This window comes from Neorhizobium descurainiae (genome assembly GCF_051400715.1).
Classification (GTDB): Bacteria; Pseudomonadota; Alphaproteobacteria; order Rhizobiales; family Rhizobiaceae; genus Neorhizobium.
Genome location: NZ_JBLFFK010000003.1, coordinates 462,992 through 478,556, shown reverse-complemented (window position 1 = coordinate 478,556; position 15,565 = coordinate 462,992). Strand labels below are relative to the sequence as shown.

Genomic DNA, 15,565 nt, shown 5'->3' with positions numbered 1-15,565 from the left:
CGGCCCATCTCCTCGCGGGGAATGCTGAAGGAGGCGAACTGCACATGGCTGCGCTCGGCGCGGATATGGCTGCCGAGCACCACAGCGGAAAAGTCACCCGGCAGAGACAGCCCGCAGCCGCGGGCGGCGGCCTGTTTGGCGATGTCGTGCTGCGTCAAGCGTCTGGGGCCTGCCACGCGATGTCCTCCCGATCTCCCCTTGACTGCTAATGCGTATTAGCTGCTAATACGTATTAACAAGATCGCACCACTCCATGTCAAGAAAGAAAATGCAGAAAAGCCCCATGACATTCGAACAGCATCTGAAAACCCTGGGGATTCCAGGCATCCGGGTGTTCGGCGACAGCATCACCGCCGGCTTCAATGCCAGCCAGCCCCACCTCGCCTGGCCGGCCTTGTTCGCAGCGGCGACAGACGGCTTTCCGATCCGCAATCATGCGATTCCGGGCACGGTCCTGCAGGGTTCGCGCCTTGCCGACGGAAAGCCAAGGCCGGACAACGGCATGAGCCGCTTTGCCCGCACGCTTCTTGACGCGCCACATCGAGACGCGATCCTCATCCTCTACGGCTACAACGATGCGCGCTACACGGCCGCGCCCGAGACGATGAACGTCGCCGGCTTTGTCCGCGACTATGCCAGGCTCCTGCAGGCTCTTGTCGCCGCAGGCCATGCCGAACGGATCGCGATCGGCAGCCCGCCCTATATCCCCGATGCGGGCTTTTCGATCGGCAGCGCCGGCTTCACCGGCCAGACCAGGCAAGGCTTTGAAGACTATGTGGAAGCGGTTCGGAAACTGGCCGCCACCCTCCATATTCACTACGCTCCGGTCTACGAGCAGATGAAGTCGCAGGGCGACGGGGCGCTTGCCTCACCCGATTTCACCCATCCGAACGACGCAGGGCATCATGTGATTTCCGAAGCGTTTCTCAAAGCGGAACGGCAGCCGTAACCCGTCCCTGGCTTTGCGGCGTTCATCACCTCAAGAATCCCGTCACGGCTCAACCGATGCGCAGCAGGGATTGACCTGGCGAACGGAAGGCTAAGGTGCCGATACCCTCAGGCTGATCGCAATAGGTATGATCGAGCCCGCTCTATCACCTTCGATCAGCTTGCGGTCTTACTCCGCCTTGCCAAGATTGCCGCGTTGAGCCGGCACGGCACGGGGAGATGGCATGAAGCTTATTTTGGTAAACCGCTATTTCTTCCCGGATCAGTCGGCAACCAGCCGCATGACCACGTCGATCGCTCTGGCCCTGGTTCAGCGCGGGTTCAGCGTGACGGCCTTGGTCAGCCGCGAAATCCATAACCAGCGCAACGTCATCCTGCCTGCGGAAGAGGTCGCCGCCGGCGTGCGGGTGAAGCGCCTCACCTCACCCCGTTTCGGCCGGCACACGGTGATAGGCCGTGCGATCGACTATCTCTGCTTTCACCTCTTCGCGTTCTTCTGGCTTCTGCGGAATGTTTCGGCGGAGGACATGGCCATTGTGTGCACCGACCCCCCGTTCCTGTCGGTGACGAGTGCGATCGCTTTGCGGCTGAAGGGCGCCACGATGGTGAACTGGATCATGGACCTGTTTCCGGAAACGGCGGTCGAACTCGGTTATTTCCGGCACTGGCGGCTGCCCGCGCGATTGGCCCAGAAGGCGCGCAACTGGTCGCTGAAGGCGCCGGGAATAGCTGTCTGCCCGACGGGCAAGATGGCGGCATATCTCGAGCAACAGGGGCTGCCGCGAAGCCAGCTGACCGTGATGCATCACTGGTCGGATCAGGAGGAAATCTATCCGGTGCCGCCCGACCAGAATAACCTGCGGACCCAATGGGGACTGAACGATGCCTTCGTCGTCGGTTATTCCGGCAATTTTGGAAGGGCTCACGAATTCCAGACGATCATCAAAGCCGCCCAGCGGTTGAAGGACCGCGCCGATATCCGCTTTCTTCTGATTGGAGGCGGGCATCAGCATGCAGCGGTCATGGAAACGGCGCGGCGGCTCGACCTGGACAACGTCATCTTCAAGCCGCTGCAGCCGATCGCGAACCTATCCGAAAGCCTGAGCGCTGCCGATGTGCATCTCGTGTCGCTGCTGCCCGAGCTTGAGCATTGCATCATTCCCAGCAAGTTCTACGGCATTCTCGCCGCCGGCCGTCCCACGATCTTCATCGGAGACCCGGACGGCGAAGTGCCGCGCGTGCTCGCCGCGACCGGGTGTGGAAAGAGCGTTCCGATCGGAGCGGTCGACGACCTCGTGACGACCATATGCGAGATGAGGGACAATCCCGAAATCTGCGCGGAAATGGGGCACAGGGCGCGCCAGCTCCTCACGACGGAGTATTCACGCGAGAAGGCCGTCGATGCCTGGTGCACGCTGATTGCGCGGCTTCGGAACGCCGCTCCGTCCGTTTCCCCCCTCGCCCAAGGTATCTCGCCATGAACGGAAAGGTCGTCGTCAGCCAGCTTGGCGCCCGCATGCATTATGCCGTGCCAAGAATTTTCGCCGCTCACGGGCGGCTCGCCCATTTCTACACCGATATCTGCGCGACGAAGGGCTGGCCGCGGGTCGTCGGTTCCTTGCCGCCGGCTCTCTTTCCCGCGCCGGTCAAGCGCCTTGCCGGCCGGCGCCCCAAGGGTGTGCCGGGAGAGCTTACGACGGTCTTTTCCAGCTTCGGGCTTCGCTCGGCGCTACGCCGGATGCAGGTCAAGGATGTGATCGAGGAGACAGCTCACGCGGTATGGGCAGGCTCGATCTTCTCGCGGATGGTCGCGCAAAGCGGATTTCACGATGCGTCGGGACTGTATGCCTTCAGCGGCGACGCTCTCGAACAGATGCACGCAGCCAAAAGACGGGGACTGTGGGCGGCAGTCGAACAGATGATCGCGCCGCGCGACGTGGTGGAAATGCTCATGGACCGGGAGATGCAACGCTTTCCGGCCTGGGCGGGCCTGCCGCGTCATAATCCGCACGCCCGCGTATTCGCCAATCGGGAAAAGGCGGAATGGGCCCTGGCGGATTATATCGTCTGTCCTTCGGATTTCGTCCGACAGCATGTCATTGCCTGCGGAGGTCCCGGGGAGCGCTGCATCGTGGTGCCCTATGGCGTCAATCCGGCTTTCACGATCGACCGGAAGAGCCGCTCGCCCGGTCCTCTCAGGGTTCTCACCGTCGGCGAGGTCGGCATACGCAAAGGCTCTCCCTATGTTGCCGAAGCAGCAAAGCTCGTAGGCGGTGCCGCGACATTTCGCATGGCGGGACGCCTCAGCATTTCCGATGACGTCCGGCAGGAGATTTCGCAATGGGTGGACTTCCGGGGCATCGTTCCGCGAACCCAGATCGCCGAGGAATTTCGCTGGGCCGACGTCTTCCTCCTGCCGTCGCTTTGCGAAGGATCGGCGACCGCGGTTTATGAAGCGCTCGCCGCCGGGCTGCCGGTCATCACTACGGAAAACACCGGTACGGTGGTGCGCGACGGCATCGACGGTTTCATCGTGCCCGTTTGCGATGCGGAGGCTATCGCCCTGGCGGTAGAACGCCTCGCCGCCAACGACGGGCTGCGCAGATCGATGTCCGCCAACGCCTTGGGTCGTGCTGCCGATTTCACGGTGGAAGCTTACGGGAAGCGGTTGCTGACGGCTCTGTCGAGCTCGAACACGAGCCGGTCGGGCGCTCCGGCCAAGATCTACACATTTCCTGAAACACAAATCCGACGGCAGATTCTCTGATGAAGATCGTGCATGTGATCGCATCGATCGATCCGAAAAACGGCGGCCTGCAGGCCGTCGCGATGCGCATTGCCGCCGCGCAAAGCGCTTTGGGTCTCGACGTCCACATCGTCACCTACGGAAATGCCGCGGTGAATATGCAGGTGATGGAGATCGGGCGAAGCATACCCGGTTTTTCCGGAATCCAGTGGCATATCCTCCCGGATGCCGACACGATGGAAGCGCTCTTTTGCTTCAGGGGCCGGCAGATGCTTCGCGATGTGCTGAAGCAGGCGTCGTTCGTGCACATTCACGGCGTCTGGGAACCGTTCCTCCTATACGCCTCAAAGATGGCGAGGGTGGAGAAAATCCCCTATTGCGTCTGCCCCGCCGGAATGCTCGACCACTGGAGCCTTCAGCAGAAATCATGGAAGAAGAAAGTCGCTCTAAGCCTTTGCTACAAAAGGATGTTGAACGATGCAGCCTTCCTTCACCTCTTGAATGTCGATGAGGTCAAAGCGGTCAAAACGCTCGAGTTCAAGGCGCAGAACTGTATCATTCCCAATGGCGTATTCGCGGAGGAATTTGATCCCCTTCCGCCTCCAGGGCTTTTCCGTTCAAGAATCGCCCTTCCGCCGGACCGGCGTTACGTGCTGTTCCTGTCCCGCCTGCACTTCAAGAAGGGCCTGGACATACTGGCCAAGGCTTTCGCCGAGATCCGTGAGATGCATCCCGATGTCGATCTGGTCGTTGCGGGCCCGCCGGGGGGAGCGGAAGGCGATTTCATATCGCTTGTCGAACAGCTCGGCATCGAGGAAAGAGTACATCTTACAGGTCCCCTCTACGGCAAGGTGAAGATCGAAGCGATGGTCGATGCCGCCTGTTTCTGCTTGCCGAGCCGGCAGGAAGGTTTCAGCATGGCCATCACCGAAGCTCTTGCCTGCGGCACCCCGGTCGTGATCACGCATCAATGTCATTTTCCGGAAGTCGCCGCGGCCGACGCCGGTATCATCGTCCCGCTTGATCCGGCGAAGGTCGCGGAAGCCTTGATGGCGATCCTGAAAGATCGCATTCGGGCGCATTCCATGGGTCAGAACGGACGGCGGCTGGTCCTGGAAAAGTTCACCTGGCCGGCGATCGCCGACAAGACCATCCAAAACTATCGCTCGAGCGCGTTGGAGGCTGCCGCCTCGGACCGCCGGCGGCCGACTGATCTTGCCGGATTACCGACATAGACCGTCCATGGCTCGAGTGATTTCGCGGCAACGCCCCTGGCCCCCAGAACGGCCCCCTCCCCGATCACGACACCGGGACCCACGAAAGCTTCCGCCGCAACCCAGGCATTCGCCGCTATCGTGATTGGGCGGGTCGTCAGCGGAAACGCGCTGTCCTGAATGTCGTGCGAGCCGGTGCACAGATGCGAACGCTGGGAGACGGAAGCGAATTCGCGGATCGTGATCGTATCGACATTGTAGCAGATCACGCCCGGTCCCATCGAGGCATAGCGCTCCATGACCAGATGTCCCGGCCACCAGACCAGCGCCTTGGCATGAACGGTTGCGGTGGCGTCGATCCGTGCGCCGAACGCCCGGAGCAGGAAATTGCGCCAGCGCCGCAATGGCGGCGGCGTCCATGAGGCAAGAAGAGACCAGACCGTCATCCAGATCAGGCGCTTCAGACGGAAACGCAGAGCGAATGTCGGCCCCCCGAAACGGGGTAAGGGCGTGGTCGCATGTTTGAAGGCCGGATCCTCGTATCTGGACAGCATGACCCTATCCTCCCGCCGCAAACGAAGAAGGATTCATCCCGTACCGGCTGCGGCGGCGGGACGGAATGATTGCCAAGGCCAAAGCCGGTGCGGCAAACATCAGCATGTGCACCCAGACCATCAGCACCCAGTCGGTCTGGTGGGAAATCGCGTGGATGGAGGGTATGATCGAGAGCACATAGGTGAACTGCGCGGCGAACTCCCCGCGATTTGCCGTGACCCAGATGCGGCGGACGACATAGGCGAGAAGGAAGAACTTGAAGGCGCCAAGATACCAGAAGGACTCGAAGGCATCCGTCATGCCCGTTTCGGTCGTGCCGGTAATCGGGTCATAGTCCCGCGCCACCGGCGGCATCGGCAACATGAAGGACTGCTTGACCTCAGCGCCCACGAGCTGGGCAGGCACGAAGCTGAATACCAGCCGGTTCCAGTGAAATTTTCCGTAATCGAACTCCATGGACGTCGCCGTGTTGTTGATCCGGAGAACGGCATTGCGCATCTCGTCGCCGCCATCTCTCAGGACTTTCGAGAGATTGCCCGCCACGTCGATCCTCTTGATCTCGTCCCAGACCGGCGCGGAGTTCGCCTTGGTTATCGAACGATATTCGCCCATGCTGTTCATCAGCAGCGTTCCAAGGAAGAGGGCGACGATGATCAGGGTTCGCGGGATTGTCAGGCCTCTGTAGAACCACCAGGCAAGGGCGAAGATCATGACCAGCTCGATCGCCTCCGCACGTTTGCCGGTGATCACGATGCGATCGAGATAGAAGACGAGATCGAAAGCCAGGATGAGGAGGGCCCACCAGGAAAAGCGCCGCGCAAGACAGAGCGCGGCGATCGCCAGGCCGTAGCTCAGCAGGCGGGAGAAGAATATGTAGACGACCGGAATACCCGTCATCTGCACTGCGATGGTGATATCTCCCGGCAGGCGGCTGAGCTCATAATAGAAATAGGCGCCGGCAATCGACAAAAGAACCGCGACGATCAGAAGGCGCCCCTCGTCGAAGTCGATGCGGAAGAACCCGAGCGGCTTTGCTTTCGCACTCCATCCCCACCAACACATGAAGAGGCACAGCATCATGAAAACAGCGGTTCTGGCGAAAGCGGCCTCCGGCAGGAAACTGTCCACCGCCAGGCCGGGAACCTGCGGGAGGATGAAGACGAAGGAGATGACGCCCGTAAGAAAGGGGAACTCGTAGATCCTCTCGGGACGCCACATTCCCCAGCCGAGGAGCAGGAGCACGGCGCCGAGCAGGCAAAAGACGAGGAAGACGTTCATTGCCCGGCACCTATGCTGATCGGCCGCAGTAGGTTCAGAAGGGCCATTTCGGAGATTCTGCTTCTTATGTCGTAGGCCATGATTTTCGGATATTCCTTGAAGATCTGGATGCCATCCGGATCGAAAGCGAGCCTCCAGTAGGACTCCTCCCTTTCAGCCGGCACAGACATCCATTGAATCTCCGGCATCACTGAGCGGAAGCGCTTTACGGCGCGCCCGGAGTGAAACCAGCTTGTCACCAGGATTGCGCGGCGTATCTGCATGCCGGCCAGTATGGGTTGCGAGAACGCAGCGTTTTCCCAGGTACTCGCAGACCGGCATTCCGTGACGATCGCAGCGCTGGGAACCCTCATCTCGATCAGGATCCGCCGGATGAAGTTGCAGTCCCCGCGCCCCGTGACAAGCACCCGTCGCGCCCTGCCCTCGTGCCATAGCGCTGCCGCTCGCGCCGCCCGTGGCGGTCCATCGCCTCCCAGCACGACGATGATGTCCGCGTCTGCGGGAACGTCCCGCCGGATCAGCAGGGATTCCGCGGAAATCAGCGCAATGCCGTAAAGTCCGACGACACTGACGATCGCCGCACCCATATAGAGAAGGATGCGTGCCGCTTTTCCGGCATTTTGGGCTATCTTTTCGAACGTCCGAAATGCCGGCGCATGCGCTCCGGCCGGCGATCTGGAAAGCTTCTCTCGCAAGGGGCGGAGCTTCATCGGGTCCGTCATCTTTCAAGATCGGCATCGCCGACCCTCTTGAAAACTGCCGTGCTCGAGGCGCCGCCCAGCGCCTCCGCATCGTTTGAACGCAATCTCGATCCGGCGCGGTTGAGCCGCGCCCTTGTCAGATAGCCGGTAGCGGCAAGTACGAACGACGTGTGGATGGCGATCGGCACGATCAGCCCGATCGCCATTATCTCTCCGGGCACATTCGACAGAATTCCGACATATCCGATACCGCCGCAGACCGCCGACACCACCAACAGGGTGTTGGTTGTCGCAGCCGGCGTCAGGCCGTGGTCCAGCAGCAGATGATGGAGATGCCAACGGTCGGCCGACATCGGACTGCGATGGGCGAGGAACCGGCGGACGATCAGGCTCAACGTATCGACGACCGGAACGATCACCACCCACAGCAGCGCAGGAAAGGAAACGACGCTGCTTTTGGTCGCCAGGAGAAGGATGACGTAAGCAATGGTTGCTCCGAGAGCGGTGCTGCCCGCGTCTCCCAGGAACACGCTGGCGCGGGTACGCCAAGGACTTCTCATATTGAAGACCAGAAACGCACAAAGGCATATGAAAAGCGTCTCGAGCGAGGGAATGAACTCCGTCATTTCCGCCGATCCTGCAATGATCATCAACCAGATCAGGGCGACCGCCGCCACGCCGCCTGCCAATCCATCGACCCCGTCGAGCATGTTCCACGAATTCACGAGCCCCGTCACGAACAGGACGCCGATGACGTAAAACAGCGGCAGCAGCAGCGGGCCGTCCCCCGAAAGCAGAACGCCCAGCGACAGCGAGCCGATATCTGTGCCTCCGACGAAGGTGACGGCCATCGCCAACTGCATGATGAGACGGCCGACGGCAGGAAGGGGCATGCGGTCGTCCACGACGCCGATCAAGGTGATGACCAGCAGGCCCAGCCAGAAATTCAATCCGAACAGATCGGGCCCTCCTCCAACGAAGGAAACCGCGGCAAAAGCGGTAAATATCGCGATCCCTCCGCAGAGAGGGATCGCGCCCTTATGACGTTTCCTGACGGCGTCCGGTCGATCGACAAGCTGAAAGGTCACGGCCAGATTTCGCAAAATGGCCACCAATGAAACGCCCAATACGAATGTGGCGATGGTGTTGGCGAACAGTCCGGACATCCTGAGCCCCCTTGCAGCGGAGTGACACGGCCGGTCAACCGCGCTCCGACCTCGCGATGATCCTAGGAAACCTCGGCGGAGGCTGGTACGCGAGCAAAGGGAGCAATGCTCTCCCTCATAGGGAGGAGGTATCGCCAGGAACGTCTACCCCTCTAATTCTTACGGAGATTTCGGTCTCGAAAGGCGTAACCGACGTGCGATTTCACCCCCGCGCCAATCCGTCGATAAGGTTTCTTCATGTGCGGAAACACGGCCGGAGACTGCGGCCGAGGCGCTTAAGAATTGTTGGACAGGATAGCCACCCAATCGTGGAAGCCGGAGCTGTTGGGCGCATCGGGGACGTCGACCTTCTTAACCGGGTCGCCGCCAAGTTGCTCGATATTCTCGGCAAAGACGCCGTTGGACGGATCGTACCACCGGAGCAGTTTTTCACCGCCGGGCAAGCTGTCGAGATCGATCGTTATATTGTCGGCGTCCGTGACGTAGATCACCGCGAATGAACCGTCCGTGTCGCGGGCCGCAAGCGCTCTGGAATGTTCGCCGCCTTCCGCGGCTTTCAGCAATAAACCCTGATCGGGCGTCAGCCTCCACCAATCCAATTCGCCGAAGAGCTTGCCGAGCTGCATCAGGCTTTGCGCGCCGCGGCTGAAAAGAGCCTGCTCCCACGTTTCCGACGCGGGATAGAGACCTGCGGCCGAAAAATGCCAGATGGGATTGTTGCCGAACATCTGGCCGCCGGCGCCGGAAAGAAGAGCGCTATAGGCAATCAGGCGGACTTCGCGCTCGTTAACGCCATGTTCACCCTCGTATTTTCCTTCGAGAAAGAAAAAGGGGCGCCGAGGCCCGGACCGATAGCGTGTCAGGACGGCATCGGCGACATCGCCGTAGGTGTATACGGTATCGATATCGAGCCAGTCGGCATCGTGCCAATAAATGCTGCTGACGGTGTCGCGGTCGGTATGAACGGTCTGCAGCAAGTTAGGCGCAGTCTCCGCTATCCCTTCGGCAACTGCCTTCACCAGCGCCTTGTCGGGCGGATTGTAATCTCCGCCCTGGACCCAGATAATGTTAGGATAATGGGCGAAGAGGTTGCCGACGTATCGGCCATAGGCTTTCAGCTTCTCCGGCCCGGCATTGACCATCTCCTGATACCAGCCTTCAGGCCCGCCTCCGGCACCAAGATATGCGGGATACAAGAGAACGAGAAGATTGCGTCTCGACGCTGCCGCTATAATGGCCTCGGCTTTTTCGAAATAGGCCTTGTTCGGCGTCTCGAAAGCTGCTCCGAGAAACGGCGCGTCGCCGTTGGAGTTTGCCGGAGCATTGCGCGCGAATTTGTGCTCGATCAGCGATGTCAGGATTGTGTTGAAGCCCTGCCGTTTCCTTGTTTCGAGATAGAGCACCGCGTCGCTCAAGGAGAGGTCCGCGATCAGCGACCACGCACTATCGCCGGAGATGAGAAATGGCGTGCCCTGACTGTCCTCCAGATAGTGGCCGCCTTGTGGCGATCGCAGCGGGAAATCGAACTCCTGCGCAAAAACGGAAGCGGCCGGGAAGAACAGCAGGCAGAAGCTGACGAAGAAATGCATGAAGACTAGGCGCGCTCGATAGCCAGTCGCCCATATGTTCTGAAGGCCGCGCCCGGGATATGGGAGGTCGCGTTTCATGGTTCAGAGCCGCTCGCGAACGACGCGCAGCCAGTTTTTCAGCGGAAGGGGAACGTAGGTGCGCAAACCCGGCCGAAGTCCGGAGGGGATCGACCAGCCCTCGATATCGAGCACGGGCGGCAGCCTCGGCCGCTCGGTCATCGCCGACTTTATGACGTCGTAATAATGATCCGCCATCCTCTCGATGCTGTAGCGTCGCGGGACCGTTTCACGCGCTGCTACGGACATGCGTTCGAGCAGATCGCGGTCTTGATGGAGGCGCGCCACGGCATTCGCCGCGGCCGTGTAGTTTCCGACGGGAAAAAGGATACCGTTCTTTCCGCTTTCGACGACCGTATCGGTGACGCCTCTGATATGGGACACGACCGGCACGCAGCCGGCCGCCATGGCCTCGATCAGGGTCATCGGCAAACCTTCGTATCGGGACGGCATGAGCAGCACCTCATGCTCCGTCATGATCGCCGGAATCCTTTCCGGAGAGACGGCGCCGAAATAGTCCACCCGCTTCCAGTGGCTCGCGAGCCGCCGCTTGAGCTTCTTCATGTCGGGACCGTCGCCGACGACCGTCAACGAGACCGTCTCCGGCAGACCGTCGAGAATTTCTCGAAGCCACAGGACGCCCTTGGACGCATCCTCGATCCTTCCGACGAAGAGAGCCCGCAGTTGCGGTCCCGCGCACACGCGGTGGCGGGCCTTTTCGCTGAAGGCGACCGTGTCGACCGAATTCGCGATCGCGTAGGTGCGGTCCGCGGGAAAGCCGTAGCCTTCGATCAGGTCGGCACAGCACCGCTCCGATACACCGATCGTCGCGTGCGCATAGTCACGGATCGATCTTGCGGCGGCATAAGTGCCCGGGGTGATGTTGTGGACGACCAGAATGCGCAGGATGTGCTCCGGCAGGTACCGGGCGATATTGGTCTGCAGCCTGTCACCGAGAACATTGATGATGATGCCGTCGAAACCGCCGCTCTCGATGGCTTCCGCCATTCGCTTTGCACAGGCACCTTCGCTGAACGCCGCCGGCATCTTCAGCAACTGTCCGAGCGAATTTTCCTCCCGCATCGCTGCCGGCAGCTCGTAGCCGTCCTCGCATATGCCGAGCCAGCGAACATCGATCCCATAGTCCGCAAGACCGGCGCGAAGACTTTTGAAAACCGAATAGGTGCCGCCGACGTGCGGAAGAACAAAATAGGCGAGCTTCATTTCACGGCCTCTCCTTGCGCGGACTCGGCACGTCCGCACCCATTCCGGGATACTAGAAGCTGGACTGCCAGGCGGTAGTCGAATGCTGGGTTAAGCCGCTTCGTCCTTAGAAGGATGGCGGCAAAGACGCGTAATCGTTTGGCGTATCACCTCAGCCGAATTGCGATGTGGGTTGGCTTTCGCGGAACCGATATCAGTGCCTGAGTGAGCCCGATACCAGCGGGCACAGCCCCAGGCCATGGACATCAGATGAAAATCAGCCTGCTCGGACAATTCGGTTCCGGCAACTCCGGCAATGACGGATCGCTGGAGGCGATGCTCATCTACCTGCGCAGGCTGCGTCCGGAGGCCGAGCTTGTCTGCATCTGCTCCAACCCGACCGTCATCGAAGCACGCTACACTATCCGATCCATGAGCGTTGGAGGCCCCCTCCTTTCCTCTCCCTGGGCCAAGGCCATCGACAGGATGCTCTTGAAACTGCCGCGCCGGATCGCGCTGCTCTTCATCTCGATCGCACATCTGCACGGCTTCGATCTGATGATCATTCCCGGAACCGGCATCCTCGACGATTTTCAGGAAAAAGCGTTCGGCTGGCCGTTCGTGATCTTCTGCTGGTGCCTCGTCGCCCGGGTCTGCGGAACCGAGATCGCTTTCGTCAGCATCGGCGCCGGCCCCATCAAAGGGCGGCTCAGCCGGTGGTTCCTCCGGTCTGCCGCGAAGATGGCCTCGTACCGGTCCTATCGCGACAATTATTCGCTGGAATTCATGAGGTCGCTTGGGATCGACGTCTCCGATGACCGCCGCTATCCGGATATCGCCTTCGCCCTCCCTGCCCCTCCGCCGGGTCCCGAACGTTCTGCCGGCGAAGGGTTGTGCGTGGGCGTCGGCGTCATGCATTACCGGGGATGGCGGGCGAACAACCCGCGAGCGGATGCGATCTACGAGAATTACATCCAGAAAATCTCCACCTTCGTTCGCTGGCTCCTCGAAGAAGGGCATAGCGTCAGCCTTCTTATGGGCGACGTGATCGACCAGCGGGCGTGCGACGATGTTGTCGATCGGCTCGCGGAGATGGTTGGAAAAGAGGATTTATCTCGGGTCGAGATCGGTTCCGGAGGATCGCTTCACGACATCATGAGGCAGATCTCCAAGGTCGATCTGGCGGTCGTCTCGCGCTATCACAACCTCGTCTGCTCGCTCAAGCTCGACCGGCCGACGATATCGCTCGGCTATGCGAGGAAAAACGACGATCTCATGGGTGATTTCCACCAGGAGAGATATTGTCAGCATATAGAAACATTCGAACTGGACGGGCTTACAGCCGCCTTTCGCGAGCTTCTCGGCAATCGCGAGACCGTCAAACACCAGATCAACCTCGTGAACGAACACTGCCAGGCTCAGCTTCTCGAGCAACAGCAGCTCCTGGGCGAGCGGCTGCTTGCCCGAAAAGAACCCGACCTGACGGGGCGAGTACGAAACAACGTTTAGAAATGCCGCATACCCAATCCTGGAGTGCCCCGGAGTCTTTGAAAATGTACCATCACAGGAAGAGAGCCGGCTGCCGTCGTCCGGCAAGTTTCGCCAACTATCGGAGCGGCGCATGAGTACCCCTCGCCGCGCATTCATCATGTCATCGATAGAGCAGTATCTGGCTCTGATCATCAATGTCACGGTCGTGGCGACGATGGCGCGATTGTTGACGCCGGATGCCATCGGGCATGCGGTGACGGGTCTCGGCATCGGCGCGATCGCCCTGTCGCTCAGGGAGTTCGTGACACCGGAATTCCTGATCCAGAAAATGGAAATCGATCAGAAGGATCTTCGTACATCCTTCACGACGCTTTTTGCGATCACCGTCTTGGTCACCATCGGGCTCATGGCGGTCTCCGGAGAGATTGCAACGTTTTATGACGCGCCCGAGCTGCCGTTTTTCCTGTTCCTCGTCATGATGTCGGCTTTCGCGGAAGTCATCTCGCAACCGGTTGTCGCGGTTCTTCGGCGCGATATGGCATTCGGGACGCTGGCCAACATCAGGACTGTGTCCCTGCTTGTCTCCGCACTGACCACGATCATCCTGGGAATGCTCGACTTCGGCTATGTGAGCTACGGCTGGGGCATGCTGGCGAGCGCAGTCACGCTCGCGGCGTTGACGGCTTTCGTTACGCCTCACTCCCTGTTCTCGATATGCAAGCCAAGCCTGGCCTCGTGGAAGGCGGTCTTCGCGTTCGGTTGCTTCAAGGGCGCGTCCCAGGCGATCGACCGCATCTATGAGACCGTTCCTCAACTGATCCTCGGCAAGGTCATGTCGATGACGTCCGTCGGTCTCTACAACAGGGCAAACACCGTCTGCGGCATTCCCGACCGCATCATTATGTCGGCCTTCTATGCAATGGCCTTTCCGACCCTCGCCGCCAGCGTGCGGGAGGGGAAAAACATAAAGCGCGCCTACCTGAATACGTTAAGCTATCTTTCGGTCCTCTACTGGCCCGGCGTCATGATGATCGCGGTGACGGCCGACCCCGTCGTTCATCTCATCCTGGGTTCCCAATGGGATGGAGCGATCCTGCTCGTACGCCTTATGGCGCTGGCCGCCGTCTTCTGGTTCGCCGTCATCGTCACCAATCCGCTGCTGCTCGCGCTCGGGCAAAATCGCGATGCTTTCCTGTCGAGCCTCTTTTCACGCAGCGTGGCTGCCATGGCGCTCTGCAGCGCGAGCATGTACAGCGTCGTGGCCATGGCGCTCAGCCAGTTCATTTCGCTGCCGGCGCAAATGCTGATCGCCCTCTACTTCGCCAAGAAGCATCTGAACTTTACCGTCGCCGAACTCCTGGGGGCTATCTTTCCGAGCATGCTCGTCACGTTGCTCACCCTCGTCGGGCCGCTTGCATTGCTGGCCGCAAACGGCGGGGAAACGGAGATGAGCCTTCTCCAGTTCGGCTTTACCATTCTGTGCGCCGCTCTGGGGTGGCTTCTTGGCCTCGTGATCGTCAAACACCCTTTTCTGGCGGAAGTGCAATTGGTCCTGCAGGTGGTTGTGGCCGCCACAGCCTGGCTGCGCCGACGGCTCCTGGCGGCGGGAGCTTGAAGCGATGGCCAGTATCGACGTCGTCGTCCCGAATTACAATTACGGCAGATATCTGCGGGCCTGCGTCGAAAGCATCCTGAACCAGGAGGCGGTCACGATCCGCGTCCTGATCATAGACAATGCATCGAGCGATGACAGCGCCGAGATCGCCCGGTCGCTCGCGAAAGACAATCGCGTCGAACTCGTCCTGCGGACGGAGAATCTCGGAACGCATGCGTCCTTCAACCAGGGCATCGACTGGGCCGAAGCGGACTATTTCCTTCTGATGTTTTCGGACGACTTCCTCGTTCCCGGCGCCCTGAAACGGGCGATCGACATCATGGAGGCAGACAGGTCGATCGCCTTCGCCTATGGCCGGGACGTTTCGGTGAGAGGCAGCGCGGCAATTCCACAAATTCCGCCGCAGCCGGATCCGGCGCCGTTCCGCCTTCACGAAAGCCGCGCGTTCATCAAACGCTTCTGCCGGCTGGGCGTGTTCCAGATACCGGGACCGTCCATCGTCGTCAGGACGAGCGTGCAGAAGCGCGTCGGCCATTATCGCACGGAATTGCCTCACAGCGACGACTACGAAGTCTGGCTGCGGCTGGCGATGCACGGACCCGTCGCGGAGCTCGACTGCATCCAGGCCGGCATCCGCTCGCATGACGCCAACCGGTCGACCGAGCTCTGGGCGCACCAGATACAGCACATCCTCCACACCGCCGCGGCCGCCAAGAGTTTCTTTGACCATGAAGGCGGGAACATGGAAGGCAGCCGCGCGATGCGACGCCTCGCCCAGAGAGGAATTGCCAATCGCGCCTACTGGTCGGGCGTATCCCATCTTATCCGTCGCGATGGCGAGGCGGCCGATCTCTTCAAGCTCGCCTTCCGTCTTTCACCGGCCACGGCCTTGATCCCACCGGTCGGCTATCTGGTGAACCGGCCGGATACGCTGCGCAGGATAGGCTCTTTCCTCGCCGGCCGCGGCGTAGCATCGAAACGCTACGTCTCGTGAGCGTCCCC

13 protein-coding genes are annotated in these 15,565 nt (G+C 60.6%); 7 read left to right on the top strand and 6 right to left on the bottom strand.

Annotation, left to right across the window (positions count from 1 at the left end; translation table 11 throughout):
- Positions 1-283 precede the first annotated feature (283 nt).
- The 4 genes from ACMGE0_RS09005 (at position 284) to ACMGE0_RS08990 (ending at position 4,929) form a co-directional block, all read left to right on the top strand.
- Positions 284-949, top strand: coding sequence for an SGNH/GDSL hydrolase family protein (locus ACMGE0_RS09005; protein ID WP_436815498.1), 666 nt, complete (start codon positions 284-286; stop codon positions 947-949).
- A gap of 223 nt (positions 950-1,172) precedes the next feature.
- Positions 1,173-2,429, top strand: a complete 1,257-nt coding sequence (locus ACMGE0_RS09000; RefSeq protein ID WP_436815497.1) for a glycosyltransferase family 4 protein — start codon at positions 1,173-1,175, stop codon at positions 2,427-2,429.
- Entirely contained in the window at positions 2,426-3,715 is a 1,290-nt protein-coding gene (locus ACMGE0_RS08995; RefSeq protein WP_436815496.1) for a glycosyltransferase family 4 protein, read from the top strand. The genes ACMGE0_RS09000 and ACMGE0_RS08995 overlap by 4 nt, the downstream gene beginning before the upstream one ends.
- Positions 3,715-4,929 (top strand): glycosyltransferase, encoded by a 1,215-nt coding sequence (locus ACMGE0_RS08990; RefSeq protein ID WP_436815495.1) that lies wholly within the window; start codon positions 3,715-3,717, stop codon positions 4,927-4,929. The genes ACMGE0_RS08995 and ACMGE0_RS08990 overlap by 1 nt, the downstream gene beginning before the upstream one ends.
- Here the strand turns inward: ACMGE0_RS08990 and ACMGE0_RS08985 are convergent.
- The 6 genes from ACMGE0_RS08985 to ACMGE0_RS08960 form a co-directional block, all read right to left on the bottom strand.
- Positions 4,854-5,462 carry an LbetaH domain-containing protein gene (locus tag ACMGE0_RS08985; RefSeq protein WP_436815494.1) on the bottom strand — a complete coding sequence of 203 codons (609 nt, stop codon included), beginning with the start codon at positions 5,460-5,462 and terminating at the stop codon, positions 4,854-4,856. The two genes, ACMGE0_RS08990 and ACMGE0_RS08985, sit on opposite strands and share 76 nt — an antisense overlap.
- A 4-nt stretch (positions 5,463-5,466) precedes the next feature.
- Positions 5,467-6,741: a hypothetical protein gene (locus ACMGE0_RS08980; RefSeq protein WP_436815493.1), complete on the bottom strand. Its 1,275-nt coding sequence runs from the start codon at positions 6,739-6,741 to the stop codon at positions 5,467-5,469.
- Entirely contained in the window at positions 6,738-7,463 is a 726-nt protein-coding gene (locus ACMGE0_RS08975; RefSeq protein ID WP_436815492.1) for a YdcF family protein, read from the bottom strand. Before ACMGE0_RS08975 ends, ACMGE0_RS08980 begins: the two co-directional genes overlap by 4 nt.
- The gene (locus ACMGE0_RS08970) at positions 7,460-8,608 is read right to left on the bottom strand and encodes an MraY family glycosyltransferase (RefSeq protein ID WP_436815491.1); all 1,149 of its coding nucleotides are present in this window, start codon (positions 8,606-8,608) and stop codon (positions 7,460-7,462) included. The genes ACMGE0_RS08975 and ACMGE0_RS08970 overlap by 4 nt, the downstream gene beginning before the upstream one ends.
- A 275-nt stretch (positions 8,609-8,883) precedes the next feature.
- Positions 8,884-10,275 (bottom strand): glycoside hydrolase family 140 protein, encoded by a 1,392-nt coding sequence (locus ACMGE0_RS08965; protein ID WP_436815490.1) that lies wholly within the window; start codon positions 10,273-10,275, stop codon positions 8,884-8,886.
- A gap of 3 nt (positions 10,276-10,278) precedes the next feature.
- Entirely contained in the window at positions 10,279-11,478 is a 1,200-nt protein-coding gene (locus tag ACMGE0_RS08960) for a glycosyltransferase family 4 protein (RefSeq protein WP_436815489.1), read from the bottom strand.
- A 249-nt stretch (positions 11,479-11,727) separates the two neighbouring features.
- On the opposite strand from ACMGE0_RS08960, the gene ACMGE0_RS08955 reads away from it, so the two are divergent.
- The 3 genes from ACMGE0_RS08955 (at position 11,728) to ACMGE0_RS08945 (ending at position 15,557) form a co-directional block, all read left to right on the top strand.
- Complete coding sequence (locus ACMGE0_RS08955) at positions 11,728-12,966, top strand: polysaccharide pyruvyl transferase family protein (protein WP_436815488.1); 1,239 nt, start codon at positions 11,728-11,730, stop codon at positions 12,964-12,966.
- A gap of 112 nt (positions 12,967-13,078) precedes the next feature.
- Positions 13,079-14,563 (top strand): oligosaccharide flippase family protein, encoded by a 1,485-nt coding sequence (locus ACMGE0_RS08950; protein ID WP_436815487.1) that lies wholly within the window; start codon positions 13,079-13,081, stop codon positions 14,561-14,563.
- Between the two features lie 4 nt (positions 14,564-14,567).
- Positions 14,568-15,557 (top strand): glycosyltransferase family 2 protein, encoded by a 990-nt coding sequence (locus tag ACMGE0_RS08945; RefSeq protein ID WP_436815486.1) that lies wholly within the window; start codon positions 14,568-14,570, stop codon positions 15,555-15,557.
- Positions 15,558-15,565 lie beyond the last annotated feature (8 nt).

Coding starts and splice junctions, on each gene's coding strand:
- ACMGE0_RS08975 (WP_436815492.1), bottom strand. CDS start 7,463: ATGACGGACCCGATGAAGCTCCGCCCCTTGCGAGAGAAGCTTTCCAGA.
- ACMGE0_RS09000 (WP_436815497.1), top strand. CDS start 1,173: ATGAAGCTTATTTTGGTAAACCGCTATTTCTTCCCGGATCAGTCGGCA.
- ACMGE0_RS08950 (WP_436815487.1), top strand. CDS start 13,079: ATGAGTACCCCTCGCCGCGCATTCATCATGTCATCGATAGAGCAGTAT.
- ACMGE0_RS08945 (WP_436815486.1), top strand. CDS start 14,568: ATGGCCAGTATCGACGTCGTCGTCCCGAATTACAATTACGGCAGATAT.
- ACMGE0_RS08955 (WP_436815488.1), top strand. CDS start 11,728: ATGAAAATCAGCCTGCTCGGACAATTCGGTTCCGGCAACTCCGGCAAT.
- ACMGE0_RS08990 (WP_436815495.1), top strand. CDS start 3,715: ATGAAGATCGTGCATGTGATCGCATCGATCGATCCGAAAAACGGCGGC.
- ACMGE0_RS08970 (WP_436815491.1), bottom strand. CDS start 8,608: ATGTCCGGACTGTTCGCCAACACCATCGCCACATTCGTATTGGGCGTT.
- ACMGE0_RS08965 (WP_436815490.1), bottom strand. CDS start 10,275: ATGAAACGCGACCTCCCATATCCCGGGCGCGGCCTTCAGAACATATGG.
- ACMGE0_RS08985 (WP_436815494.1), bottom strand. CDS start 5,462: ATGCTGTCCAGATACGAGGATCCGGCCTTCAAACATGCGACCACGCCC.
- ACMGE0_RS08995 (WP_436815496.1), top strand. CDS start 2,426: ATGAACGGAAAGGTCGTCGTCAGCCAGCTTGGCGCCCGCATGCATTAT.
- ACMGE0_RS08980 (WP_436815493.1), bottom strand. CDS start 6,741: ATGAACGTCTTCCTCGTCTTTTGCCTGCTCGGCGCCGTGCTCCTGCTC.
- ACMGE0_RS08960 (WP_436815489.1), bottom strand. CDS start 11,478: ATGAAGCTCGCCTATTTTGTTCTTCCGCACGTCGGCGGCACCTATTCG.
- ACMGE0_RS09005 (WP_436815498.1), top strand. CDS start 284: ATGACATTCGAACAGCATCTGAAAACCCTGGGGATTCCAGGCATCCGG.